General features: G+C 67.7%; 13 protein-coding genes. 3 read left to right on the top strand and 10 right to left on the bottom strand.

The window, feature by feature from the left end; genetic code table 11:
* Positions 1-16 precede the first annotated feature (16 nt).
* Positions 17-1,480, top strand: a complete 1,464-nt coding sequence (locus D3261_RS11100) for an aldehyde dehydrogenase family protein (RefSeq protein WP_199693996.1) — start codon at positions 17-19, stop codon at positions 1,478-1,480.
* A 382-nt stretch (positions 1,481-1,862) separates the two neighbouring features.
* On the opposite strand, the gene D3261_RS11095 is transcribed toward D3261_RS11100, so the two are convergent.
* From D3261_RS11095 to D3261_RS11085, 3 genes are read right to left on the bottom strand one after another with little or no spacing between them, the layout of a single operon-like run.
* Positions 1,863-2,657: an SDR family NAD(P)-dependent oxidoreductase gene (locus tag D3261_RS11095; RefSeq protein ID WP_120072358.1), complete on the bottom strand. Its 795-nt coding sequence runs from the start codon at positions 2,655-2,657 to the stop codon at positions 1,863-1,865.
* 25 nt (positions 2,658-2,682) lie between these two features.
* Positions 2,683-3,564 carry an MBL fold metallo-hydrolase gene (locus D3261_RS11090; protein WP_120072356.1) on the bottom strand — a complete coding sequence of 294 codons (882 nt, stop codon included), beginning with the start codon at positions 3,562-3,564 and terminating at the stop codon, positions 2,683-2,685.
* A 55-nt stretch (positions 3,565-3,619) separates the two neighbouring features.
* Positions 3,620-4,789, bottom strand: coding sequence for an enolase C-terminal domain-like protein (locus tag D3261_RS11085; protein WP_120072354.1), 1,170 nt, complete (start codon positions 4,787-4,789; stop codon positions 3,620-3,622).
* A gap of 135 nt (positions 4,790-4,924) precedes the next feature.
* On the opposite strand from D3261_RS11085, the gene dgoD reads away from it, so the two are divergent.
* Positions 4,925-6,079, top strand: a complete 1,155-nt coding sequence (gene dgoD / locus D3261_RS11080) for a galactonate dehydratase (RefSeq protein ID WP_120072352.1) — start codon at positions 4,925-4,927, stop codon at positions 6,077-6,079.
* Positions 6,080-6,107: 28 nt separating this feature from the next.
* On the opposite strand, the gene D3261_RS11075 is transcribed toward dgoD, so the two are convergent.
* The 7 genes from D3261_RS11075 to D3261_RS11045 all read right to left on the bottom strand — a co-directional run bounded on the left by D3261_RS11075 (position 6,108) and on the right by D3261_RS11045 (position 18,128).
* A complete protein-coding gene (locus tag D3261_RS11075; protein ID WP_120072350.1) occupies positions 6,108-9,101 on the bottom strand; it encodes an FAD-binding and (Fe-S)-binding domain-containing protein in 2,994 nt (997 codons plus the stop codon).
* 185 nt (positions 9,102-9,286) lie between these two features.
* Complete coding sequence (locus D3261_RS11070) at positions 9,287-12,481, bottom strand: FAD-binding and (Fe-S)-binding domain-containing protein (RefSeq protein WP_120072348.1); 3,195 nt, start codon at positions 12,479-12,481, stop codon at positions 9,287-9,289.
* A gap of 99 nt (positions 12,482-12,580) precedes the next feature.
* Positions 12,581-14,296: an L-lactate permease gene (locus tag D3261_RS11065; protein WP_120072346.1), complete on the bottom strand. Its 1,716-nt coding sequence runs from the start codon at positions 14,294-14,296 to the stop codon at positions 12,581-12,583.
* Positions 14,297-14,536: 240 nt separating this feature from the next.
* Entirely contained in the window at positions 14,537-14,845 is a 309-nt protein-coding gene (locus D3261_RS11060; protein ID WP_120072345.1) for a cupin domain-containing protein, read from the bottom strand.
* Positions 14,842-15,864, bottom strand: coding sequence for an NADP-dependent oxidoreductase (locus D3261_RS11055; RefSeq protein WP_120072343.1), 1,023 nt, complete (start codon positions 15,862-15,864; stop codon positions 14,842-14,844). The genes D3261_RS11060 and D3261_RS11055 overlap by 4 nt, the downstream gene beginning before the upstream one ends.
* Before the next feature lie 85 nt (positions 15,865-15,949).
* On the bottom strand, positions 15,950-17,050 hold the full coding sequence (locus D3261_RS11050; RefSeq protein WP_120072341.1) for a glycosyltransferase: 1,101 nt from the start codon (positions 17,048-17,050) through the stop codon (positions 15,950-15,952).
* A gap of 25 nt (positions 17,051-17,075) precedes the next feature.
* Positions 17,076-18,128 (bottom strand): glycosyltransferase family 4 protein, encoded by a 1,053-nt coding sequence (locus D3261_RS11045; protein ID WP_120072339.1) that lies wholly within the window; start codon positions 18,126-18,128, stop codon positions 17,076-17,078.
* 80 nt (positions 18,129-18,208) lie between these two features.
* Between D3261_RS11045 and D3261_RS11040 the strand changes: the two genes are divergently transcribed.
* Entirely contained in the window at positions 18,209-18,484 is a 276-nt protein-coding gene (locus tag D3261_RS11040; protein ID WP_120072337.1) for a ribonuclease P protein component 4, read from the top strand.
* Positions 18,485-18,506: the final 22 nt, after the last annotated feature.

Below are 18,506 nucleotides of genomic sequence, written 5' to 3'. Positions count from 1 at the left end.
CTCCGAGGGGGAGGTGATGACACAGACTTTCGAGAACTACGTCGACGGCGAGTGGCGCGCCAGCGAGACCGGCGAGACCTTCGAGGTCGTCAACCCCTCGGACACCACCGAGATCGTCGCCGAGTGCCAGCAGTCGAGCGAGGCCGACGCCAACGGGGCCATCGAGGCCGCCGCGGCCGCGCGGGACGCCTGGAAGAACACCCCCGGTCCCGACCGCGGGGCGTTCCTCCGGACGACCGCGAAGAAGATGGACGAGCGCCGCGACGAGCTCGCCGAGACGCTCTCGCGAGAGGAGGGCAAGACCCTCTCCGAGGCCACCGGTGAGACCGGCCGCGCAGTCAACATCTTCTACTACTTCGCCGAGCGCGCGATGGACTACGCCGGCGAGAGCTACAACCCGAGCGCCCAGGGCCAGAACCTCTACACCGTCCGCGAGCCGATGGGTGTCGCCGGCCTGATCACGCCGTGGAACTACCCCATCGCGATCCCGGCCTGGAAGATGGCTCCCGCGCTCGCGACCGGCAACACCGTCGTCTGTAAACTCTCGAAGGAAGCCCCGACGGTCTACCTCAAGGTCATGGAGTGCATGGCCGAAGCCGCCGAGGAACACGACGTTCCCGACGGCGTGGTCAACGTCCTGACCGGCAGCGGTGAGAACGTCGGCCAGCCAATCGTCACACACGACGAGGTCGACGCCGTCTCCTTCACCGGGAGCCGCCAAGTCGGCGACATGATCTACGAGCAGGCCACCGACGCCCACAAGCGCATCCAGACCGAGCTGGGTTCGAAGAACCCGACCGTGATCACCGAGAGCGCCGACATCGAGCAGGCCGCCGACATCGTTTCGGGTGGTGCCTTCGGCGTCACCGGCCAGGCGTGTACCGCGACCGAGCGGGTCATCGTCCACGAGTCGGTCGAGGACGAGTTCGTCGACGCGCTCGTCGAGCGTGCCGAGAACACCGAGATCGGTCACGGCGTCGAGGACCCCGGCATGGGCCCGAAGGCCAGCGAGAGCGAACTCGAGAACACCCTGGACTACATCCAGACCGCCGAGGACGAGGGCGCGACGATCGAGTACGGCGGCGGCGAACCCGAGGGTGACGAGTTCGAGAACGGTCACTTCGTCGAGCCTACCGTCCTCTCCGGGCTCGACAGTGACGCGACCGTGATGCAGGAGGAGGTCTTCGGGCCGTTCGTCGGCGTCCTGACCTACTCCGACATCGACGAGGCCATCGAACTCGCCAACGACGTCGAGTACGGTCTCGCCGCCGGTATCGTCACCGACGACCACTCCGAGGCCAACCGGTTCGTCGACGAGATCGACTTCGGTATCGTGAAGGTCAACGAGGCGACGACCGGCCTCGAACTCCACGTCCCGTTCGGCGGGATGAACGCCTCCTCCAGCGAGACCTACCGCGAGCAGGGCGAGGAAGGCATGAACTACTTCACCATCATCAAGACGGTCTACGACTCGTACTAGACAGCGCGTTCTTTCGCCGCTTTCGGCGTTCCACGCGCCGTTCTTTTCTCACGCTCAGTAGCAATAGCAGTGGCTCCGTCCCATCGAATCCCAGCCGCCCGCGCGGTGGGCGGCCCGCCGCGGCCGCGGTGCGGGAGCGGCGCGGCGATAGCTGCGGAACCTGGCGGATGAAGGGCGAGCGCCCGGAGGGCGCGAGGGTTTCGGCGGAGGCGGTACTGTGCGGTTTGCGGCAGCGGTGCTGAGTGGAGGGGGTAGTGATTGTACCGCGAGCGAGCGGAGGGAGCGAGCGGGCCGACGACTGACCGGAGGGAAGGAGGAGGCTTTTGATCCACATTTTGCCAGGGAGCGAACGAAGTGAGCGACCGCAGCAAAAGGTGGGGGGTTAGATCGCGGTCCAGCCGCCGTCGACGAAGAGGAGCTGGCCGGTGATGTAGGAGGCATCCTCGCTCGCGAGGAAGAGCACCGCGCCCGCGTTGTCGTCGGGGTGGCCCTCACGACCGAGCGGGACGGGCTTGATGAAGCCCTCGCCGCCCTCGCTCGCGGCCTCCTGGGCCTCCTGGGACCAGCCCTCGGTGAACTCGGTGGCGATTTGGCCCGGGCCGATGGCGTTCACGCGGATGTCGTGCTCGGCGAGTTCGAGCGCCGCGCCGCGCGTGACCATCTTGATCGCGCCCTTGGTGGAGTCGTACTGGACCTGACCGAACTGGGCGACCTCCGAGGAGATCGAGGCGGTGTTGACGATGCTCCCCGGCTCGTCGCGGTCGATCATGTCCCGAGCGGCGGCCTGGGTCCCGAAGAAGGCTCCCCGGATGTTGGTGTGGTGGAGTAGGTCGAAGTCCTCCTGCTCGACGTCGAGGAAGGGTTCCGAGTGCTGGACGCCGGCGTTGTTGACCATCACGTCGACACCCCCGTACTCATGGGCGGCCTCGACGACGGACTCGATCGCCGCAGGGTCCGAGACGTCGGTCTCGACGTACTCGCTCGTACCGCTGGACTCGGAAATGAGCTCGTGGGTCGGGACGTCCTCGCCCTCCATCTTCGGGTCCTCGCGGACGTCGGCGGTTATCACGGTGGCCCCGGCCTCGCCGAACCCGAGCGCGATGGCCCGGCCGATCCCCGCACTGCCGCCGGTGACGATCACGGTCTCGTCGCTGAAGTCGAAGTTCGCGGTTCCCATGCCACCCTCTGTGGCCGTCGCCGGCTTAAGTCCGATGCTGGCTTTCCCTGAGGTCGCGAACGCCAACGACGCCCGGGCGGTCGATATCGAGCCGGTCGCCGATGCTGATGGTCTCGACCACGCGCGGGGCGGCGAAGGAGGTCGCGTACTCGGCGATGGTCTTCGGGTCCGCCCCCACGTTCTTCCACATGTCCCAGTGGACCGGAACTAACCTGTCGAGGTCGAGGTCGTTCGCCGCCTCGACGACCTGGTTGCCGTCGTTGTACCAGTCGGTGGGGTAGGTCGCGGTGGGGTCGTCCTCGCTGTGGTAGATGTTGCCGACGGTGCCGTAGGCGAGCACCCCGAGGTCGATGTCGAACTCGTCGGCGATGTCCGAGAAGGCCTCCGCGGGTCGGGAGTCGCCCGCCGCGAAGAAGGTGCCCGAGTCGTGTTCGACGACGTAGCTCACGGGTTCGATCGCGTCTGGGTCGTTCGAGCCGCGAACGTGGATCGAGAGGTCGCCGATTTCGATGTCTTGGCCCGGTTCGACGACGTTCTTTCGGTCGTCCGGGGCGCGCATCTCGCCATCGTAGTCGGGCTCGTCGTAGGACGCCTCGGGGGCGTAGATGTCCGCCCCGAGGTCCTCGACCAGCGGGCCGTAGGACGGTGGATGCATGTGGTCGATGTGTTCGTGGGTGACGAAGACGGCATCACACTGCGTCGCATCGGCGGGGTCCATCGGCACGGGGATCATCCGGATGGTACGTGGCGGGGTGCCGTCCCCGAAGTACGGGTCGAGGTAGACCGTCGTCTCGGGTGTCCGGAGGACGTAGCCGTTACAGCCGAGATACCATATCGAGAGGCCATCGGGTTCGACGGCCTCGACCTCGTCGCGAACGAACCAGTCGCCCCACGTGGAGTGGACCATACCCGAACGAGTTCGTGCGCCGGCCTAATAAAATCCGTCGAGCGAGCGGGTTCGATTACTCGTAGGTCCGGCCGCCCTTCTTCTGCCCGTCGATGTAGTCCCAGTCGTACTCGACGCCCAGTCCTGGTCCATCGGGAACGGGCACCGTGCCCTCGCTGTCGACGGTGTCGAGCTGGTCCTCGTAGCCGCCCTCGTAGATCGGGGGCTGGGTGTTGTCGCACTCGGGGTTGACGAGCGCCATCTCGTAGTAGTTCGCGTTCCGGATGGCCGCCATGCACTGGCGCTGAGCGGGCCCCGGCGAGTGGATCTCCACGTCGAGCCCGTGGCCCTCGGCCATGTGGGCGATCTTCATCGCGCCGGTGATGCCCGCGTCGTACTCGGGGTCGGCACGAACGAAGTCCGTCGCCTCGGCATCGACGAAGTCGGTGTGGACCTCGAGCCCGCGGATGTGCTCGGTCTGGAGCAGCGGGGTGTCGAGGTTCTGGCGGAGCTTCCGGTGGCCGTGCTGGGAGATACCGCCGTCGCGGTAGGGGTCTTCGAGCCAGAAGAACTCCTGTTCGTCACACGCACGGCCGACCTTCATGGTGTCGCCGAAGGTCTCGAGCTCGCAGGCCGGGTCGATCATCAGGTCCATGTCGTCGCCGACGCGCTCGCCGACCGCGGTCACGGTCTCGACCTCGCGGTCGACGTCGCGGCGCTCGTCGCTGCCGCCCCACCCGTGGATCTTGAACCCGCCGTAGCCCAGCTCGCGACACTCCTCGGCGAAGTCGGCGTAGGCTTCCGGGGAGTCGAGTCCGCCGTTATCGTCGGCGTGGTAGGTCGAGGCGTAGGTCGGGAGCCGGTCGCGGTAGCGCCCGAGGAGCTCCGAGATCGAGGCGTCGTAGTACTTGCCCGCGAGGTCCCAGAGCGCGATGTCGACGGGGCCCATCCCCATCCGGTCGTACTTCCGGAGGCCGCGCTTCATCTCGGACCAGTGGCGCTCGCGGTTGAGCGCGTTCTTGCCGATGAGGTAATCGGCGACCTCGTGGAACTCCGCGAACGCGGGCGAGTTCCCGCCGATGAACTCACCAGTGATATCGTCGTCGGTGTGGATGCGGATCGAGAACAGCCGTCGATTCGTGGTCTCGCCCGGGTCGTAGACGAGGTTGAAGCCGGTGTCCGACCCCACGTCTTCGAGCGGATAGCTGAACTCGGTGGTCTCGATCCGGGTGATCTCCGGTGCCATATCCGCCGGCTACGAAAGCCGGGGGTAAAAAGCCGGGCAGTTCGCGGCCGTCGCTGAACGTGCTATCGTGGCGCACGGAGACGCGAACCGACCACTCGAAACGCTCATTCGGGCGGGTGCGGAAGCGTCTTGACGATGACCGAGATCGTCGACTACGAACTTTACGAGGTGCCGCCGCGGTGGCTGTTCCTCAAACTGGAGACGAGCGACGGCCTCGTCGGCTGGGGCGAGCCGGTCGTCGAGGGCCGGTCGAAGACCGTCGGGGCCGCCGTCGAGGAACTCCTCGATAGCTATCTGCTTGGCCAGGACCCGAGCCGGATCGAGGACCACTGGCAGGCGATGTACCGCGGCGGCTTTTATCGAGGGGGGCCCATACTCATGAGCGCCATCGCGGGGGTCGACCAGGCGCTCTGGGACATCAAGGGCAAGCGCTTCGGCGCGCCGGTCCACGAACTCCTCGGCGGGCGGGCGAGAGACCGGATCCGAGTCTACCAGTGGATCGGCGGCGACCGACCCGCCGACGTGGGCGAGGCCGCCGCCGAGCAGGTCGAGGCGGGCTTCTCGGCGCTCAAGATGAACGCCACCCCCGAAATGCGGCGCGTCGACTCGCCCGCGGCGGTCGAGGAAGCCGTCGACCGCCTCCGAAGCGTTCGCGAGGCCGTCGGCCCCGAGGTCGACATCGGGGTCGACTTCCACGGGCGCGTCACGAAGCCGATGGCGAAACGGCTCGTGGCGGCGCTCGAACCCTACGACCCGTTCTTCATCGAGGAACCCGTCCTGCCCCAGCACAACGACGCGCTCGCCGAGATAGCGGGCCACACCACCACGCCGATCGCGACGGGCGAGCGGATGTTCTCGCGGTGGGATTTCAAACAGGTCTTCGAGGACGGAACGGTGGACGTGATCCAACCCGACCTCTCGCACGCCGGCGGGATCACCGAGGTCAAGAAGATCGCCGCGATGGCCGAGGCCTACGACGTCGCGCTCGCGCCCCACTGCCCGCTCGGGCCGCTCGCGCTCGCCTCGTGCATCCAGGTCGACGCCTGCTCGCCGAACGCGCTGATACAGGAGCAGAGTCTCAACATTCACTACAACGAGACCAGCGACGTGCTCGATTACCTCGCCGACCCGAGCGTCTTCGAGTACGAGGACGGCTTCGTCGACGTGCTCGACGAACCGGGGCTCGGGGTCGACCTCGACGAGGACCACATCGAAGCCCAGTCGGCGGAACCGGTGGACTGGCACAACCCGATCTGGCGGCACGACGATGGCAGCGTCGCCGAGTGGTAACTCGAACTCCCTGAAATTCCCGTCCTCCTCAGCGCGCGATGGCGAGCGCGACCTTCTCGATCGGATGTCGGGGAGCCGACTCGCCCGGCCGGTCGCCGAGTTGGGTGCGACACGAGGTGCCCGGCGCGACGACACCGTCGGCGTCGCTTTGCTCGACCTGCCGAAAGAGGATGTTACCGATGGCCTGGGAGAGCTGGTAGTGTTCGGCCTCGTAGCCGAACGAACCCGCCATCCCACAGCAGCCCGTATCGAGCGGTTCGACCGCGTAGCCCGCCCGCCGCATCACGCCGACCGCGTGGTGGTCCTTGTTCATCGCCTTCTGGTTGCAGTGGCCGTGATAGGAGATCGATTCCTGCGGTTCGTCGAACTCGATCGCCTCGTCGAGACGCGTCACGTCGATGTACTCGAGGATTCCGTAGGCCGCGCTCGCGACCCGGTGGGTGGCCTCGTCGTCAGGGAGCAAACTCAGGTACTCGTCTTGGAACATCACGGCGTCCGAGGGTTCGGTGAACACCACCGACCAGTCGTCGGTGACGTAGGACTCGAGCGCCGCGACGTTGGTCTCGGCCCGCTCGCGCGCGAGGTCGAGCAGCCCCTTGGAGTAGGAGGGACGGCCGCTCGAAACCACTCCATCGGGGATCTCGACGTGGACCCCGGCGGCTTCGAGGGTCAAGATCGCGGCCTTGCCCGGCTTGGTGTTGCTGTAGTTGGTGTAGGTGTCCGGGAAGAGCAGGACTTTCGCCTCCGCGTCGGCGAGCGGGACCTTCGATCCACCCCGAGCATCGAACCACTTCTCCAGACTCTCCCGTTCGAAGTGGGGGAGTTCGCGCTCGGCGGCGATCCCCAACGTTTGCTCCATCGCGGCACGCGCGCCAGGGAGTTTCGGTCCCCAGTTCGAGAGCGGCGCGAGCGCGCTCCCGAGCGCCGAGAGCGAGTCGATGTTGGCGAACACGCGCTCGCGCAGGCCGGTTCCCTCGCGCTCGTGGTAGTCGTGTTTGACCTCGGCCTTCAACTTCGCCATGTCCACGCCGGTCGGACAGTCGCTCATACAGCCCTTACAGCCCACACAGAGGTCGAGCACCTCCTCTTGGAAGCGTTCGGAGTACATCTCCTCCTCCGAGAGTTCGCCCGAGATGGCCGCCCGGAGCATGTTCGCCCGGCCACGGGTGGCCTGGATCTCCTCCTTCGAGGCGCGATAGGTCGGGCACATCGTGTCCGAGTCGGTCTGTCGGCAGGTCCCGCAGCCGTTGCAGAGTTCGACTACGTGCGAGAAGCCGTCCTCGCCGAAGTCCATCTCCGTCCGGGGTTCGAGCGAGGCGTAGTCGGCCCCGTACCGGAGGTGCTCGCGCATGTCAGCCGGGTCGTCGTCCCAGTAAACCACTTTTCCGGGGTTCATCCGCCGGTCGGGGTCGGCAGCGAGTTTGAGGTCCTGGAACGCGCTCCACAGCTGGTCGCCGTACATCTTCGGGTTGAACTCGGTGCGTGCGAGGCCGTCGCCGTGCTCGCCCGAGAACGCACCGTTGTGCTTCAGCACGAGGGACGTGACGTCCTCCGAGATCGAGTGCATCGCCTCGATGCCCTCGCCCTCCTTCAGGTTCAGGATGGGGCGGATGTGAAGCGTGCCCGACCCGGCGTGGGCGAAGTACGCCGCCGACGTGTCGTGGTCGTCGAGGACCGCCTCGAACTCCTGGACGTAGACCGCGAGCTCTTCAGGAGGAACCGTCGCGTCCTCGATGAACGGGTAGGGTTTCGGGTCGCCTTCGAGGCTCATCAGGAGGGGAATGGCGGCCTTCCTGAGCTTCCAGATGTCGGCCTGCTCGTCCGGCAGGTAGGCTTCGAGAACGTCGAACGCCGCACCGTTCTCGACGAAGAAGTCGTTGGTCGCCGCGATGGCGTCCTCGAACTCGTCACAGAGTTCGGAGTCGAACTCCAGCATCAGCGCTGCCGCGGTCCCCTCGGGGATCGGTTCGGCGTACTCGGCGAACTCCGTCGACTCGCTCGCGAGCCGGAACACCTCGTCGTCCATCAACTCGACCGCGCTGACGTCGAAGTCGAGCGCCTCGGGCACCGCCTCCATCGCGTCCACGAGGTCGTCGAAGCAGTAGAGCGCGAGCGCAGTGGTCTCGGGTTTGCTCACGAGCGCCAGGGTGGCCTCGACGATGACGCCCAGCGTCCCCTCCGCCCCGACGAACAGCTTCGAGAGGTTGATGACCTCCTCGCCGATGTCGTTCTCGTAGATCACCTTCTGGAGGTTGTACCCCGAGACCGAGCGCTTGAGGGTGGGGTACTTCGCTTCGATCTCGTCGGCGTTCTCCTCGACCAGGCTTCTGACTTCGCGATAGAGTTCGGCCTCGCGGTCGTCCCCGCTCGTCACTGACTCCCACTCGGGACTGTCGAGCACGATCTCGCGGGTGTGGGTCAGCGACCCGTCGGCGAGCACCACCCGGAGCTCCTCGGTGTAGGCGTCGGTGATCCCGTAGCGCACCGAGTGAGCTCCCGTACTGTTGTTGCCGATGCCGCCCCCGATCGTCGCGCGGTTCGAGGAGGCGGGGTCGGGCGCGAACTTCAGGTCCCACTCCGCGAGGTGGTCGTCGAGGTGGTCCTGGACGACGCCGGGTTCGACGGTCGCGGTCTGGCCGTCGGGGTCCGCATCGAGGATCGAGTCCATGTGGCGGGTCATGTCGAGCACGACACAGCCCGGCCCGACGGCCTGGCCCGCGAGCGACGACCCCGCGCCGCGCGGGATCACGGGGGTGTCGTGGTCGGCGGCGACCCGCACCGCCGCCCGGACGTCCTCGATGTCGTGCGGGCAGACCACGCCCGCGGGCCGGGCCTGGTAGATGCTGCCGTCGGTCGCGTAGAGCACCTGCGCGTACTCGTCGAAATCGACCTCGCCGCGGACGGTCTCGCGGAGGTCGTCGGCGAGGGCGCGGTATTCCGCGACGTCGGTGTGGTCGTGGCCGAGCGCGTCGACCGAGGTCTCGAAACCCGCTGGGTCGTAGTATTCGTCTTCGACGGCCATGGCCACGCTCCGTGGTTGAAGCGGTTAAGTTCTATGACGATAGATAACAACATTCCTAACATTGATTATATTACCGGGACTCACAGAGGCAGTACCTTTATCCGAGATGTGTCTTCGATAGAACGAACTTCGTTCCGACGTCGGCTCTATCGCGGACCCGGAGGCCAGCCAGTGCCGGGATTCCGCTACTCGGCGAGCGCGTCGGCGAGGCTCTCGACCGGGTGTGGTGGTTCCTCGCCCTCGTGCTCGCCGAGCTGGCTTCTGCAGGAGGCCCCCGGCGCGACCACCCGCTCGGCGTCGCTATCCTCGACCTGGTCGTAGAGCACGCCCGCGATCGCCCGGCTCATCGAGAGGTGTTCGGCCTCGTAGCCGAACGAGCCGGCCATCCCACAGCAGCCCGAGTCCAGCGCGTCCACGGTGTAGCCCGCCCGCCGGAGCACCCCGACCGCGTGGTGGCCCTTCTTGGTGGCCTTCTGGTGACAGTGACCGTGGTAGACCAGCGACTCCGTGGGCTCGCCGAAGTCGATCGCCTCGTCGAGCCGGAAGCGGTCGAGGTATTCGAGCACCCCGTACGAATTCCCGGCCACGAGTTCGACATCGGCGATCCCACGGTCGGACTCGCTTCGCTTCCGGCTTCGCCGTTCGTCGGTTCGCTCACCCCCGTCCGCGATCGCTTGGTCGCCACCCTCGCCCGCCGGCACGGTCCCCGAGGGGACGCTTCGGTCGTCGGCCGGAAGCAGATCGGGGTAGTCGTACTGGAACATCACGGCATCCGAGGGCTCGACGACGATGACGTCCCAGTCCCGCCGGACCAGCGGCGCGAGCGCCGACACGTTCTGTTCGGCGGCCGCACGTGCCTGCCCGATGAACCCCTTCGAGAAGGCGGGGCGGCCGCTGTCGGTCACTCCCAACGGGAGTCGAACGTGAACCCCGGCGGCTTCGAGCACTCGCACGGCGGCCTTCCCGGCCTCGGGGTGGTTGTAGTTGGTGTAGGTGTCGGGAAACAGCAGGACCCGACGGTCGGCCTCGGCCGCCGGGACCTGCGCGCCACCTCGTTTCTCGAACCAGTCCTCGAAGCTCTCGCCGTGGAAGGTGGGGAGCGTCCGGTCCGTCGCGATCCCGACCGTCTGTTCGAGCAGGCTCCGCGCGCCGGGGAGCTTCGTGCCCCAGTTCGAGAGCGGCGCGAGGGCGCTCCCGAGTTCCGAGAGCGAGTCGATGTTGGCGAAGAGGTGGTCCCTGAGGCTCGCGCCGTGGCGCTCGTGGTAGGCGTTCGTGACCTCGGTCTTCAGCTTCGCCATGTCGACCTCGCTCGGGCAGTCGTTCGCACAGCCCTTACAGCCGATACAGAGGTCCATCACCTCGTGCATGAACTCGACGTCGACGGCCTCGTCGTCGAGGTCGCCGCTCATCGCCTGCCGGAGCAGGTTCGCCCGGCCGCGCGTCGAGGTGACCTCCTCCTCGGAGGCGCGATAGGTCGGACACATCACCCCGCCGGTCGTCGACTGGTGGCCCCGACAGCCCCCGCAGCCGTGACAGAGTTCGGCCATCCCCTGGAAGCCGTTCTCGTTCTCCCACCGGAGTTCGGTCTCGAAGCCCGCCTCGAACTCGTAGTCGGGGTCGAACCGGAGGTTCTCGGTGAGGTCCGGGAGTTCGCTGTCCCCATCCGCACCGTCCGACCCCTCCGCGGGCGGCAGCCCACAGACCTGGCCGGGGTTCAACAGCCAATCGGGGTCGAAGGCGGTCTTCAGGTCGCGGAAGACGCCCCAGAGGTGCTCGCCGTACAGCTTCTCGTTCCACTGGGTCCGCGCGCGGCCGTCACCGTGTTCGCCCGAGACCGACCCGCCGTACTCGACCACGAGGTCGGTCGCGCCCTCGGCGATGGCCTCCATCTGGCGAAGCCCCTCGACGGTCTTCGTGTCGACGAGCGGCCGAATGTGGAGCACGCCGGGCCCCGCGTGGGCGTAGAAGCTCGCGAAGGTGTCCTGTTCGTCGAGGATCTCCTGAAAGCCCGAGACGTACTCCGGGAGGTGTTCGGCGGGCACCGCGCAGTCCTCGATGAACGAGATGTGTTTCGCGTCGGTGGTTCGCGAGAGGAGGATCGGGAGCCCGGACTTCCGCATCTTCCAGAACTGGGCGCGCGTCTCGGCGTCGTGGGCCTCCATCGCCGCGTTCGCGTAGCGTGCTTTTCCCGTCGTCTCGGTCGCGCCCTCGCTCGGCTCGACCTCGGTCTCGCCACCCACCCGGTCGGCGATGAGGTCCGCGGTCTTGCGTCGTCCGTCGTCGTCGGAGTCGGCGTAGAACTCGACCAGCAGCACCGAATCAGTACCATCAGGAAGCATCCCCACCACGTCCGCGAACTCGCTGGTGTCGCGCGCGAGGTCCAGCAGGACGGAGTCCATCACCTCGACCGCGGCCGGATCGTGGTCGAGGATCGCCACCACGTCCTCCATCGCGTCGACGAGCGAGTCGTAGGTCAACAGCGCCACGGCCTTCGTCTCGGGGACGGGTTCGAGCGCGACGGTGGCCTCGGTGACGATCCCGAGGGTACCTTCGCTCCCCGCCAGCAATCGCGCGAGGTTCACCGAACCCGACTTCGCGTCGGCGACCAGCATGTCGAGGTCGTAGCCCGAGACGTTCCGTTTGAGGTCGGGATAGGTCTCCTCGATTTCCTCGCTCTCCTCGTCGACGACCCGGGCGACGGCGGCGTGGATCCGGGCTTCGAGGTCCCCCTCCGGGTCGGCGCGGTCACGAAGCTCGTCGAGAGGGAGCTCACCGAACTCCGTCACGCTGCCGTCGGCGAGCACGACCTCGCAGGATTCGATGTAGGCGTCGGTCTTGCCGTACTTCAGCGAGTGCGATCCAGTCGAGTTGTTCCCGATCGCGCCGCCGAGCGAACTCTTGTCGCCCCACGCGGGGTCGGGCGCGAACTTCAGGTCCCACTCCGCGAGCGCCTCGTTGATGTCGCCGAGGTAGCTGCCCGACTGGGCGCGGGCGGTGTGGCCGTCGGGGTCGATGTCGACCATCCCGTCCATGTGTCGCGTGAAGTCCAGCACGACCGCCTCGTTGACCGCCTGGCCCGCGAGGCTCGTCCCGCCGCCGCGCGGGAGCACCGGGATCCCCTCCGCGGCGCAGTAGGTCATCACCGCCGAAACGTCGGCGGTCGACTCCGGGAAGACCACCCCGACCGGGGTCATCTCGTAGGCGCTCGCGTCGGTTGCGTAGAGCTGTCGTGAGTAGGTGTCGAAGCGAACGTCGCCCGCCGTTCGGGAGTCGAGCGCCGCGAGGAGGTCGGGCCGTTCGACCTCGTTGCCCTGATAGTCGTAGCTCGCATCGTGCTCGGCGGGGTCGTCGTGCGGAAGCGCGGCGAACTCGGTTGTCACGGTACCACACGTTCACCGTGGAGGCATAAACTCGCGTCGGCTATCCGACCCCTGGGGTCGTGGTCGGGTTCGAGACGAAACGAAGGCAGTGGACGGGGCTCAGAAGGTTCCGGGGAAGAGAACGTAGCTGAACAGCAGGGAGAGGAGGCCAGCGAAGGTCGCGTAGTACGCGAGCGGGATGAGTTCGAGCCGGATGACCCGGCCCTCCTCGCCGACGAGGCCGACGACCGCGAGCGCGGCGACCACGTTGTGGACCGCGATCAGGTTGCCGATCGCCCCGCCGACCGCCTGCGCACCCAGCATGATGGTTCGCGGCGTCCCGATGTCGGTCGCGACACCGTACTGGAAGGTGCCGAACAGGATGTCGCTCACGGTGTTCGACCCCGCGAGGAAGGCCCCGAACGCGCCGACGAGCGGTGCGAAGAACGGGTAGATCCCGCCGGCGAGGTCGGCGGTGGCCTGCGAGAGCACGATCAGCATGCTGTCCGAGCCCGTCGCCGCTCCCGACTGGAGCATCACTTGGACCGTGGCGACCGCGAACAACAGCGCGACCACCGGCGGTGCGATCTTCTCACCCGTCTCGCGCCACGCGCCCCGGACCTCGTCGCCGCTCATCCGGTGGAAGCCGATGGTGAGCAACGAGACGAAGACGAACGCCGCGCCGGGGAGGTAGAGCACCGCGAGGTCGTTCGTGAGGCCGGTCCCGAGGATGTCCGACCAGACGAGGACGCCGTTGGCCTGGAGGAACGTGGAGATGGGGTCGACCGTTCGGGTGACGACGAGGAGGACCACGAGCAGCGCGTAGGGGGCCCACGCCTTCCAGAGCGGCATCGCCTGGGCGGTGCCGCCGTCGGCCGCGATGGCCCCGCTCCGGGTCGAGGACTCGCCGGGCTCGATGTCGCCGACCCAGTGGTCGGGCCACGCCGAGCGGTCGCCGAAGTCCCACTCCTCGTCGGGGTGGAGGTAGCCGAGCCTAAGCACGCCCACTGTGAGCGCGAGGCCGACCATCGCGCCGACGAGGCCGGGGAAGACCGGGCCGAGGAACATCGCGGTGAGCCAGTACGGCACCGCGAACGAGGCCCACGAGAACAGACAGAGGGGCAACACTTCGAGCGCCGGGCGGACGGAGCGCTCCTCGCCGAAGAAGCGCGTCATCATCGCGACCCCGATGAACGGCACCGCGATACCCACGATGACGTGGTAGGTCGCCGCCCACGCCCCGATCTCGGCGACCCAGCTCGCGATGGTGTACGGCGTCTCCGCCGTGACCGTCGACCGGATCGCCTCGCTCGACGCGAAGGTGTCCTCGAGCCCGATGATCAGCGGCGTGCCGACCGCGCCGAAGGTGATCGCCATCAGGTTCCCCGTGAGCGCCACCACGACCGCGGCGAGCGGCGGGAAACCCAGTCCAACGAGGAGCGGTCCGACGACCGCCGCCGGCGTGCCGAAGCCCGCCGCGCCCTCGATGAACGACCCCATCAGGAAGACGAGCAGGACCACCTGGACGCGGCGGTCGTCGCTGACCGCGGCGAACCCCCCGCTGATGGCGTCGAACGCCCCCGTCTGCTTCAGGGTGTACAACAGCAGGATCGCGCCGAAGACGATCCAGAGGATCTGGGTGGCGGTGATGAAGCCGTTGATGGTCGCCGCCGCGATCCAGCGGGGACTCATCCCCCAGCCGACGGCCCCGGCGGCGACGGCGACCAGCCACGCCACCGGCATCGCGCGCGTCGCCGGCCAAAAGAGACCGACCATCAACACCGCGATGGCCACCAGCGGCAACACCGCGACCAGAACCCCGGCGAGACCGTTCATCGACGCGCCCCGTTCGATGTCGGCGGGTCGGGCGGTCGACGACGATAGCCAGGGGCCGGCTCCCCGATCCGACGGTCGGTCCGGTGTGCGGTCATCACTCAGACCCATTCATAAGGAACGATAATAAAGTTTGGTGCCGGCCGGATCCTCCGATATCGGTGAAGCTGTTCGAACACCGAGGGCGGGCCGAGAGCGCCGAAAACGGCGAAAGCAGTCGGACTGACGGCGACCTTTGACGAGTTAGTACGTCGGCGGCGCGTAGACGTTGACCGTCCGGAGGGGCTCGTCGCCCTCGCCGGTTATCTCGTGGGTCTCGCCCGCCTCGATGCAGACGAGGGAGCCCGCTTCGAGGGCGGTGGATTCGCCGTCGACCACCGCCGAGCCCGCGCCCGAGACGACGTAGCACCACTGGTCGCTGTCCGGGTGGCGGTTCTCGGGGCCGCCGGTCGACTGGCCGGGGTCGAGGGCCATCGTCGCGGCCTGGGAGCGCTCGGTCTCGCCCACCACGTCGAAGAACTCGCCCATCTCGCGGGTGTCGATCCGCTTCACGACTCCGGCTCCGCGACCTTCACGACCTGTTTGCCGATGTTGTCGCCCGAGAAGAGCCCGAGGAAGGCGTCGGGCGCGTTCTCGAACCCCTCGACGACGGTCTCGCGGTGGTCGAGGTCGCCGGCTGCCACCCACTCGCGGAGGTGCTCGGTGGCCTGGGGGAAGCGGCTCTGGTAGTCGAACACCAGGAAGCCCTGTACTGTGGCGCGCGGCGCGATGACCATCGGGAGCTTTCGGGGCCCGGTCGGGGCTTCGGTCGCGTTGTAGGTGTCTATCTGCCCGCAGACTGCGACCTTCGCGTCGACGTTGAGCCTCGTGAACACCGCATCCGAGATCGGGCCGCCGACGTTGTCGAAGTATCTGTCCACGCCGTCCGGTGCGGCCTCGTCGAGCGCGGCGCGGTAGTCGTCGGTCTCCGTGTAGTCGATCCCGACGTCGAATCCGAGGTCGTCCTCGAGATATCGGACCTTCTCCTCGGAGCCGGCGAAGCCGATAACGCGCGTTCCGGCGAGTTTCGCGATCTGGCCCACCGTCGACCCCACCGCACCCGCCGCGCCCGAGACGACCACCGTATCGCCCGGATAGGGGTCGAGCACGTCGCGCGTCCCGAAATACGCCGTTCTGCCGGGCATCCCGAGCACGCCGAGATGGGCTTCGAGCCCGAGGTTCTTGCCGGGCTCCACGGGCGAGAGCCGGTCGCCGTGGGCGGTGGCGTACTCGCTCCAGGTGAGGTCGCCGGTGACGAACGCGCCCTCGTCCCACGAATCGTGCTCGGACTCGACGACCTCGGCGACGACCGCGCCCTCCATCGGCTCGCCGACCTGCCACGACTCGGCGTAGGACTCCGCCTCGTCCATCCGGCCGCGCATGTAGGGATCGACCGAGAGGTAGAGCGTCCGGATCAACACCTCGCCGTACTCGGGCTCCGGTACTTCGACTGCTTCGAGTTCGAAGGTGTCGCGGTCGGGGGTGCCCTCGGGTCGCTTTCCCAGCACGAACTGGCGGTTGGTGGGTGCCATATCGACCGGAGGGACTGTAGCTTTCAGAGCCTTCGGGTTCCGACGACGGTTGGTCGTTCCACCCACTCGTCGTGGTTGAACGCCGCTACTCGACGCCCACGGTGTCGTAGACGTCCGTGAGCGCGTCGACCGCGTGGTCGACCCCCATCCCCTCGCGGCGCGAACGGCAGGTCTCGGCGAGCCGGTCGCGGTCGGCGAGCGCCCGCCCGAGCGTGTCGCGAAAGCCCGCGATGTCGCCCGGTCGGTAGTGATAGCCCGTCTCCCCTTCGTCGATGGTCTCGGTGAGCGCGCCGGCGTCGACCCCCACGACGGGGGTGCCACACGCCATGGCTTCGAGCGCGACGAGTCCCTGTGTCTCGACCGGGCTCGGGAACCCGAAGACGTCGAGCGCGTTGTAGAATTCGGGGAGCTCCTCGCGTTCGAGGAACCCGAGGAATCGGATGTCGGCGTCGAGCTCCGCCGCCTCGGTTTCGAGGGTCTTTCGCGCCGGGCCGTCGCCACCGAGCACGACCGTCGCGTCGGTCCCCGCCGCGGCCGCGAGGAGGTCCGAGAGGTTCTTCTCGAAACCGTGGCGGCCGGTGTAACCGATCAGCGGGCGGTCCTCGGGGAGGTCGTGCCGGGCGCGGAAGTCCGTCGTCGTCGGCGCGAACCGTTCGATGTCGACGCCGTTCGAGACCACCGAGAGCGGTCCGATGCCGCGCGACTCGAGTTCCGCCCGCGCGACCTCGCTCGGGACGACGACGTGGTCAGCGTGGCCGAGGAACCACCGTTCGTAGGCGTTGCCGGCGCGCGCGACGGCGTCCATCAGCCAGCCCTCCGCGAGGTAGCCCGCGTACTCCGCCGCCGGGGTGTGATAGGAGGCCACCAACGGCGCGTCGATCCGTCGAACCAGCCGGAGCCCACCGAGCCCGACCCCGAACGGGGTGTGGGCGTGGACGACGTCGGCCGTTTCGACCCCATCGGGAACCGACGGCGCGCCGACGCGGAAGTCCTCGTAGAACGGGAACGGCAGGCTTCGAACGGGGTGTTCGTCGGGGTCCGGGTCGTAGCCGTCGGCCGCGGGATAGACCACGTCCATCCGGCCGCCCCGTGCCCGCCAACGGTCGCGCCACACCCGGATGGTGTAGGTGACGCCGTTCACCGTCGGGAGATACGTGTCGGTGAAGGCGGCGACGTGGGGCGGCATTTCCCGTCGGTTCTGGGAGCGCGAACTAAGCCGTTGTGACTTCCCGGTAGACCCTCGAGAGCTCCCGCCCGACCCGTTCGAGACTGTGCTCGGCGGCGGTCGCGCGCGCCCCCTCGCCGAGTCGTGCTCGGAGGTCCGGGTTCTCGGCCAACCGGTCGAGCGCCGCCCGGAACTCCTCCCGATCCTCGCACTTCAGGCAGTCCTCGCCGTGGGTGAAGAACTCCTCGAACACCGGGATGTCCCGCAGCACGACCGCCTTCCCGCAGGCCATCGCTTCGAGCACCGCGATGCCCTGGTTCTCGTTCTTGGTGGGAAAGAGGTAGACGTCGCCTGCGCCGAACGCGCCGCGTTTGTCCTCGATCCAGCCCGTGAATCGGACGTTCTCGGGCGGGTGCTGGGTCCAGCGCCGGACCGTCTCCGAGGCCTGTGGACCCGTGTCGTAGGGGCCGAACCAGACGAAGTCGTACTCCGTGGCCTCGGCGAGCCGACAGAAGTCGGTGAGCCCCTTGCGCTCGAAGACGTTGCCGAGCGCGAACACCACCATTCCCCCCAACTCGAAGCGCTCGCGGTACTCCGCACGGAGGTCTTCGTGGCCCGCGAGCGAGTCGCGGTCGACCCCGTTCGTGATCGTTCGGATGGGGGCCTCGACCGGATAGTCGTCGAGAATTCGTTTTGTATAGTCGCTGGGACAGAGCACGAGGTCGGCCTGTGAGTAGAACCACCGGAGATACCGTTTCAGGAAGGGGGCTATCTCCGAGGAGAACCGAAACGACTCCCCGAAGTCCTCGGCGGTCATGTGAGCGTGGAGCACCAGGGGAATATCGTTGCGTTTCGCGTGACGGGCCACGGCGAGGCTCGCCGGTCCCGGCGCGTTGCAGTGGGCGAGGTCGTAGTCGGCGACGAGGCCCTCGCCGGTGAGAAGCGACGTCGCGGCCCCTTCGAGGTCGCCGCCGCGCAGTGGCGACGTGAGCACCTCGATCTCCGTCGTCGCGAGCGCCTTGCGTTGCTGGGCGGCGGCGGTGCCCCAGCCGCTGCGCTGGAGCGGGCCTTCGAGTTCGAGGTAGTTGAGCGCGCGCACAGCGAGAGCGCGCCGGCGGGCCGAATAACTCCACCGGAACGCGAAGCCGACAAGTACGCCGCCCGCCCAGCCACGATCCGATGACGCTCGCCGAGGAACGCATCGACCGGCTCGCCGACCTCGCCCACAAGGCGACCAGCGAGGGCCACGACGACCGGGCGCGCGAGTACGTCCGGCGGGCGCGCCGGATCGGCGAGCGAAACCGACTGTCGCTTCCACGAGAACTCAAACGCTTCACCTGCGACGCCTGCGATCGATATCTCCTGCCCGGTCGGAACTGCCGGGTCCGAACCCGAAGCGGGCACGTCGTGATCACGTGTGACTGTGGCTCCCAGGCGCGCTACCCGTATGAATAGGCTTACCCCCGCGGAGCGACGA

The sequence above is a fragment of the Halococcus sp. IIIV-5B genome (assembly GCF_003602035.1).
Classification (GTDB): Archaea; Halobacteriota; Halobacteria; order Halobacteriales; family Halococcaceae; genus Halococcus; species Halococcus salsus.
The sequence above is the reverse complement of the archived record's forward strand: the minus strand, read 5'-3'. Positions and strand labels throughout refer to the sequence as shown.

Excerpts from the sequence above, each read along its gene's own strand:
- D3261_RS11100 (WP_199693996.1), top strand. The coding sequence starts at position 17 with ATGACACAGACTTTCGAGAACTACGTCGACGGCGAGTGGCGCGCCAGC.
- D3261_RS11095 (WP_120072358.1), bottom strand. The coding sequence starts at position 2,657 with ATGGGAACCGCGAACTTCGACTTCAGCGACGAGACCGTGATCGTCACC.
- D3261_RS11090 (WP_120072356.1), bottom strand. The coding sequence starts at position 3,564 with ATGGTCCACTCCACGTGGGGCGACTGGTTCGTTCGCGACGAGGTCGAG.
- D3261_RS11085 (WP_120072354.1), bottom strand. The coding sequence starts at position 4,789 with ATGGCACCGGAGATCACCCGGATCGAGACCACCGAGTTCAGCTATCCG.
- dgoD (WP_120072352.1), top strand. The coding sequence starts at position 4,925 with ATGACCGAGATCGTCGACTACGAACTTTACGAGGTGCCGCCGCGGTGG.
- D3261_RS11075 (WP_120072350.1), bottom strand. The coding sequence starts at position 9,101 with ATGGCCGTCGAAGACGAATACTACGACCCAGCGGGTTTCGAGACCTCG.
- D3261_RS11065 (WP_120072346.1), bottom strand. The coding sequence starts at position 14,296 with ATGAACGGTCTCGCCGGGGTTCTGGTCGCGGTGTTGCCGCTGGTGGCC.
- D3261_RS11055 (WP_120072343.1), bottom strand. The coding sequence starts at position 15,864 with ATGGCACCCACCAACCGCCAGTTCGTGCTGGGAAAGCGACCCGAGGGC.
- D3261_RS11050 (WP_120072341.1), bottom strand. The coding sequence starts at position 17,050 with ATGCCGCCCCACGTCGCCGCCTTCACCGACACGTATCTCCCGACGGTG.
- D3261_RS11040 (WP_120072337.1), top strand. The coding sequence starts at position 18,209 with ATGACGCTCGCCGAGGAACGCATCGACCGGCTCGCCGACCTCGCCCAC.